The organism is Hellea balneolensis DSM 19091 (assembly GCF_000428525.1).
In the GTDB taxonomy this organism is placed as follows: domain Bacteria; phylum Pseudomonadota; class Alphaproteobacteria; order Caulobacterales; family Maricaulaceae; genus Hellea; species Hellea balneolensis.
In genome coordinates this window covers 250814-258093 of sequence record NZ_AUAC01000004.1, presented here as the reverse complement: position 1 = coordinate 258093, position 7280 = coordinate 250814, and the positions used below count along the sequence as shown (strand labels likewise).

5 protein-coding genes are annotated in these 7280 nt (G+C 49.7%); 2 read left to right on the top strand and 3 right to left on the bottom strand.

The window, feature by feature from the left end; genetic code table 11:
• Positions 1–96 precede the first annotated feature (96 nt).
• Positions 97–1125, top strand: a complete 1029-nt coding sequence (locus F569_RS17815; RefSeq protein WP_051279389.1) for an IS110 family RNA-guided transposase — start codon at positions 97–99, stop codon at positions 1123–1125.
• Between the two features lie 587 nt (positions 1126–1712).
• A complete protein-coding gene (locus F569_RS0111785) occupies positions 1713–2075 on the top strand; it encodes a hypothetical protein (protein WP_026942367.1) in 363 nt (120 codons plus the stop codon).
• Positions 2076–2138: 63 nt separating this feature from the next.
• Here the strand turns inward: F569_RS0111785 and F569_RS19055 are convergent, their stop codons facing one another.
• The 3 genes from F569_RS19055 to F569_RS0111770 form a co-directional block, all read right to left on the bottom strand.
• A complete protein-coding gene (locus F569_RS19055) occupies positions 2139–4166 on the bottom strand; it encodes a DDRGK domain-containing protein (protein WP_026942366.1) in 2028 nt (675 codons plus the stop codon).
• A gap of 309 nt (positions 4167–4475) precedes the next feature.
• Positions 4476–5363, bottom strand: a complete 888-nt coding sequence (locus F569_RS0111775) for a DMT family transporter (protein WP_026942365.1) — start codon at positions 5361–5363, stop codon at positions 4476–4478.
• Between the two features lie 132 nt (positions 5364–5495).
• Positions 5496–7010 carry a Tad domain-containing protein gene (locus F569_RS0111770; protein ID WP_154813733.1) on the bottom strand — a complete coding sequence of 505 codons (1515 nt, stop codon included), beginning with the start codon at positions 7008–7010 and terminating at the stop codon, positions 5496–5498.
• Positions 7011–7280 lie beyond the last annotated feature (270 nt).

Sequence of the window (7280 nt, the reverse complement as noted above, 5' to 3'; positions counted from 1 at the left end):
AGCCGGAGTAATCGCTCTGCCTTCCGAAACCTCACCCCCAATTTTACCAAACGGCCTTGATAGTCCACATTCTCCTTTTTCAAAGGAGGGTGAGTAATGGATTATTTTGTCGGATTAGATGTTGGTGTTGAAGACACGGCATTATGTGTTGTCGATGTTGACGGAACGGTCTTGCTTCAAACGGAAGTGCCGACCGACCCGCAAGTGATAGCAAATAGTCTTAAACCTTACCGCAGAACGCTGCGCCGTGCAGGGCACGAGGCGGGGGCTTTGTCCCCTTGGCTGCAGTCCGAATTACTCGCCCTTGGCTTGCCTGTGATCTGTGTTGAGGCGCGTCATGCGCGGGCGGCGATGTCGGCGCAGCGCAATAAAACGGATGCGGCGGATGCTTTGGGTCTGGCCCATATTATGCGTACGGGTTGGTTTAAACGGGCGCATATGAAGGCGGAAGGCACATACCGTCTGCGGCTACTTTTGACTCACCGCCGCAACCTCAAACGTAAGTTCCTCGATATTGAAAACGCCATCCGGCACTCGCTCAAGGCGTTTGGCATCCGTATAAAGGGGACAGGCCGTGCGGGCTTTGACAAGCGCATTCGCGAGTTGACAGATGATGAGCCCTTTACGCGCGACCTCATCGGCACGATGCTGGATGCGCGCGCCGGGCTTTGGGAGCAGTTCAAAAAACTGGACACGCAAGTGGTCAAGATCACGCGCGAGACGGAGCTAACGCGCCGTTTTATGGAGATACCCGGCGTCGGGCCTGTGACGGCTTTGTCCTTTATGGCGGGGGTGGATGACCCGGCCCGGTTCAAACGCTCACGCGATGTCGGGGCCTATTTTGGCCTGACGACAAAATGTTGGCAGTCCGGGAGTTCAATAGACATTAAAGGCCGCATCTCAAAGGCAGGCGATAGTGATGTCCGCAGGGCGCTGTATACGGCGGCAAGCGCCATGCTGTCGCGTTATAAGGGCCGCTTGGCGCTCAAGAACTGGGGCTTATCGATTGAAAAAAGACGCGGGCATAAGAAAGCCCTTGTTGCTGTGGCGCGTAAGCTGGCGGTTATCATGCATGCGATGTGGCGGGACGGAACCTTCTTTGATGACCCGTTGATGGTGACATAAAGGAGACGCATTGAAAGAAACAACTGACTTAAATGATTTTGTGAGACACCGCGAAAGCGGATGTGAGGAGATGGTGTAGACTTTGAATTATGGGAAGCCCGATATCTTGCTTGTGAGCATGCCGCTTGGCATGGACCACGACGTTTAGCCTGTACTGTTGCCCCATTTAACCGAAGCCGGATTGCACCCTTGCGGAGAGACACAGCGCCGAAAGACGAGCGCTTTGGCCGCCGGGAAGTGCGCAGGAGAGCACGGCGCACCTGATCTTCAAAGAAGAGCTGACAAATTAATTAGATACATCTACGAGAAACACAGGAGATACCGATGATGTGCACGCAAACGAGAGAAACGATTAGGAGAGCAAGATAAAGCGAAGCGGGTCATGTGGCCCAGTTCGACGCTAAAGCTCTGTTTTTACGACTTATTTGCTGGGCCAAAGTGCCCCCATTTTTACATCACCTTGGGCTCGTGCATTTTTGCAAGCAAAATTGCACTAAGTGCCCCCATCCCAGAACCCTCAATTTACCTGAATTAATTACCCCCGTTCCAATCGGGACTCTTGAGCTGTTTTCTGCTATGTTGATGGCATGGCGCAGGATGATGACTTCACAATCGGCGGTCGGAAGACTCGAAAATCTGGCTCGCAAGGTTCCCCTAGAACGAGCACATCTAAGGGCGGCGGCGGCAATCAATCTGCAATTAAATTAGGACGGCTTCACGGCGGTCATATGAGCTTCACGAAACGTCTGGCGCGTGACATGGCGATTGCCAAGCGCTCATCAGGCCGTAAGAGTTACGCCAAACCCAGCAAGCCCAGAACGGGCCGTTTTAATGCGAGAGGCCGAGGCCGTTCAGCCTTAGCGGCTGGCATTGGCCCGAACCGAAGCTGGCAGACCTTTGACGGCAGCAATATCCGTTATCGTTCTCGTCAAATGGTGGTGAAATTGTAAAATCTCATTTTGTTCTGAATTCATGTCCTAAAGCTTCCGAAAAACTGACGAATCAAGATCACATCATTCATCGGGCGCTTTGGGGAGCTCTTTCGGCGCTTCATAAGGGTCTGTAGGTTCGCTCAGTAAATCGCGCAATCTGCCGCCCTCATTTTGGCCATAATCAAAATCCTTACCGGGGAAAGTGCGGTCAAAATTATTTGCGGGGTCATCCAATATAGTGGTTGAAGGCCCACCGCCATTGACCGAGTTATCGCCAATCCTTCCCAGACGTGACGTACCGCCGCCAACAGCTGAGCCACCGCCTTGATAGGTTGACCGTGTCGCCGGGCCTGTATCCGTGCCGCGCCCTGCCATGCCTTCAAAGCTCTCAAAGCCTTGGGCATTGCGCCCTCTGAATTTTGCTAAATATTCCGGACATTCCAGATGTGTTTTTTGGGCTTCGCGGCAGCGAATATCCAAGACAAGTCCGTCATAGCCTTCTCCTGGTGACTCAGAATTTGATCCTGGCGCGAGGGTCCATCCTTTGGTTCCTGGCCCGCCGCGGCGCGTGCCTGATGAAGGGGGCGGCGTGCCGGTTCCGCCTGAGGGCGGCCCCGCAATCGTGGACCGCTGCGGCAGGGACGACACAGGCGCCCCTGCGCCGGGGTCGGTGTCCTCGCGGCGACGCTGTTCAGCACGCTCCGCGTCTCTGGCCCGGCGTTCAGCGTCACGCGCGGCATCACGCGCGCGTTTTTCGGCCTCTCTTTGCGTATCACGCGCACGGCGGTCTGCGTCACGGGCTCTGCGCTCGGCCTCTCTTGCACGGCGTTTAGCGGCTCTCTCTTCAGCTCGAGCCGCTTCTTCGGCGTCTTTGGCTGCGTCGCGATCGGCGCGGCGCTGTGCACGCTCGGCGGCGCGGCGCGCGTCTTCGGCGGCCTCTCTGGCATCTTCTTCTTTCTCTCGTGCGTCTTGCTCCGCGCGGCGAAGTTCACGCGCGCGTTCTTTGGCTTCCCGCGCCGCTTCTTTTGCAGCCTCACGTTCGCGCCGAGCTTGTTCCCGCGCAGCTTTATCTTGTGCTTTCGCTTCCTGTTTAGCTAAGCGGCGGGCTTCACGTTCAGCTTTACGTTCTTGGCGTTCAAATTCTTCGCGTTGGCGGCGAAGTTCACGTTCCTCCCGGCTACGCAGTTTCTCCTCTTGACGGGCTTGCTCACGCGCTTCTCTTTCTAGTCTTTTGCGCCGTTTAATTTCTAATTTTTCCAGTTGTTTATCAACTTGCTCTTCAGGCACAGCCTCATCAATTTCCTGCTCCGTCACAGCCTCTTCTTCTGAGGCCAAGATTTTGGGTGTTGGCGGTTCAAAACCTGACTCAGCGATTTCCGGCATGGCCTCTTGGGGCGGATCTGGTTGTTGCGCAGGTTCAGGAATGGACTCCTCTTGCGGCAAAGGCGGTAGCTCCTCAAGTGATGGCAGATCTGGAAGAGTATCCTCTATTATAGTGGGTTCGGGAGGCGGGCTAGCTGTCGCGGGCGGGGCTATAGGTTCAAAAATTTCAACAATAGGGTCAGCTATAGGCGGCTCGGGCTCGGCTTGAGGCCGCGGATCATAAATCCTGACAATAGGCTCCGGCAGGGGCTCAGCCACAGATTGCTGTGCTACCTGCTCTTGAACCGTTTGCGCGGGCGGTTCAGGCACGGGTTCGAATGTGGGTTCAGCGGCTGGTGGTGCTGGCGGCGGAGGCGGTGCGTTATTGACAGCCGGGGCCGGCGTAACCTCAGGTTCCGGCTGCGGTACAGGTTCTGGCGATGGTGTTGGCTTAGGTTTGGGCTTGACAGATGGAGGCTTAATAACGGGCGCGGCAATAACCGGGTCCGGCTTAGGTTTCTCTTCTTCTAATGTTACGAGTTCAACCGATATGGCTTCGGGCGGATCATTCTTCAAATCCGGCATGACAAATCGGGGCGACATCATAAAAAATAAGGCAAGATGAACACCGACTACTGTCGCAATAATACTTGTTATGCGCTGCGCTGAGTCATCATAGAAATCCGATATCGGGTCGGGGTCATGATAGGGCGAAAAATTCGCAAAAAATGTGACGGGCAGGTTCACGTGTGGCGTGCTCTATCGGCTCATGAATCGCCAGATAGCCCGGCTCTAAGCCTTTAGACTAAGGGGAAAGCGGTCTATCGCCAAGACCTTGGATACATCTATTTTCGCCCGTAACGTGATTAATCAGATTAAATTTCGGTCACGCCGCGTATTATAGACTCGCTGCGAGGGCTGTTAAGGCGGTGAGAAAAAAGGTCAAGACCAGAACATTTTTCTCAAATTTATAATAACGCATTTTTACCTCGGATGTGTCTGAAACACTCTGATAATATATCCTTTGGGCGGCAAAAGGGCTCAAAAAAGGTAAAGTTACGGCAAAGCCGCCTTAGCTGCGCGGTTTTTACGGGCTAAGATCAAAGCGATGCCGCCAAGTGTAATCAGTCCGCCCAATAGCAGATTTGGTGTCAGCTCCTCACCAAGTAAAACCGCGCTGGCAATGACGGCGATCACGGTTGTCATAAGTCCGGTACTCGAGACGATGTAAATAGGAAGGCGTTGTAACAGCCAATAATAGGATCCATGTGCGACGACAGAGACAAGCAAGGCCGAATAGGCAAGGGCCATAATAAAAGTTTTGCGGTTTTCGGGCGCGAAAGCCTCCCATTGATTATCTTCAACAAGAAGACTTAGCGGCCATAAAACGGCTGAGCCGATCAATGCGAACCATGCCAGTAATTGCAAGGGTCCTACGCTTTTGACGAATTTGACCAAGACTGCTCCCACGGCTTCGCACATCGCCGCTCCAACCATTAGTAATATGCCCAAAAGAAAATAAGGCCCGGCCGTTTCATCAGGCTTAGCGGACGCTATTATAATAACGCCGATAAAAGCGAGTAAAATACCCGCCAATTTATAGACACCAATTTTATCTTTAAAGACAATCACAGACAAAATGATGGAAAAGGGCACATATAGCTCAATTGTAATGGCGGCGGCAGACGCTGTTGTCATCCCAAGCGCCGGAAACATGAAGGCATAATTTAGCGCGCCATAAGCCAGTCCTGCACCAAGGATATGTTTCATAAGGCCCTTGTGCCATTTCAGCCAAGGCAGCATGATTATCGCAACAATACTCATCCGCACAGCCGCATAAAAAAGGGGTTCAGCCGTCGTGCCAACAGTCAGTTTCATGACAATAAAATGCAGTCCCCAAATTAGGCAGACAATAAATAAAACGATAAATTCACGGAATGACATAAAGGCCTCTTAGGCCTGTGGCTATGGCATTGCTGATACTTAGAAACAATATGAATATTCGATGGTACGGGTGGTCGGGTTTAAACCAGCAAGGAATGCGATCTTGTATAGGCCTCAAACAATACTGGAGTATTAACGGCTAACTCTTATGCTTTTTAATTTAATATCTTTAGATATATCTTTAAATATACCTTCGATATCGTCTTTAGTCCCTTTGTAGTGGTATCCTTTAGTTGCGCATTGCTCCACATTTTTAATGGCGTCTGGCGCTGATGCTCGGACATAAGATATGCCATAAACAATGACATTTTTGGATTTAAGATCATCACAAATTTCTTGCGTATTCCGATTGATTCCATCTTCGGTACGATTATTCATGGGGTTAAAATCATATCCAACATTTTTGGCTTTGCCGTCTGATAAGAATATCACATATTTAGGCATCTCAGCTTTATCCCACTCTCTTGGCGACAATCCAAAGTCAGAAGCTCGTGCAGGGTCCAATAACCAATTTGCCCATAAGAGCCCTATATCATGGGAGGTGCCAAAGCCGACTTCGAGGTTCTGAACATGGCGTCTATATTGGCTCGCCGACTTTATATCGGTTTGCATCTTCGTGTTTGAGCTTGGGCAATGTGGCGCTGAACCACTACTAATTGTTGTGGGATATGGAATATGAGATCCGTCATTAAGTCTAAAATCTCTTCTAACTTGGCTGTCGTCCATTTGTATGCAGCCAGACCAAGGATATCTTTCGACAACCCCTTTATTCACGCATCTCCAATCATGGACTGGGACATTTCTATATTGGACTCTTCCGCTCCCATTGGTAAAGGATTCTCTTCTCTGTCCTACGCGTGTCCACTCCCAAGCGTGACGCACCAGTTCTACGTTATTACCGCGAATAATTTCTTCATGCTTAAAGTTTGTAGGATTGCAAGCTCCGGAATTTTGATAGAAGGACTTTTTGTTTCTAACAGTATTGATACCTGAGCTAAATTCCCAAGACCTCAGTAATGAGCTCGAATCTCTATAAGCATCAGATATATTAACCGATCCTGCAAAGGGTACTGTGCTCATTCTTAACCGGGATTTAAATTCCGAAGGGATGTCAAACATTTCGTCCCCAAAAGTAATCATAGCTTTCTGCATTGAACGCATATTATCACCTCTCATTGACCATGAGATGTCGGACACGACAGCTGTGGAGATAGAACTGATTTTTATATTCGCTTTAGAATAGACTTTGACCAAATTATCGTCTTTGCCAAAAATATTCATTAGCATATTTTTTCGGGTATAAGAGGCTTCTCCAGCGATGACGTATTCGTCATTTACTTTTTTAGGGTTTTGTATTTCCAGGTTTGTTACATTATCAATATCTAAATTGCTAAGAAACAATTCTGTGAACTCGTCTGATTTGATATAACCCTTCAACATATAATTTGACGCGGACGAAAGCACAGCCGTATCTAAAGAGTTTTGAAGCTTCCTATGTTCGGATTGCATCGAGCCAATATCAATGGCCACGGCGACAGCCAATAAAATGACTGAAACACCTACGGCCATATTTATTGAAAAAACTCCGTCTTGGTTTTTCGTGTATGCTTTGACCATCGAGCAACACTGTTTGTTATATAACGTCATCGTATAACCTTTGAATACGCCCACCTATACATATAAGCGTGAAAAATGATTTAACCCTTTCTCTTCAGCGTTAATAAAAAGTTTGAACACGAAAAACACTTAGACCCAAATATTTATTATGTTTCGCCGCTCCTGATGATTGAACATAATGGATGTTGGGAGAGGATCTTTACAAGACGTATTTCTAAAAACGAACCCTCAAAAGCTGGGCCGCATTTTACATCAGGACAACTCTGTAGCTTTAAATATCAGCTATTTTGTAGAATTTGT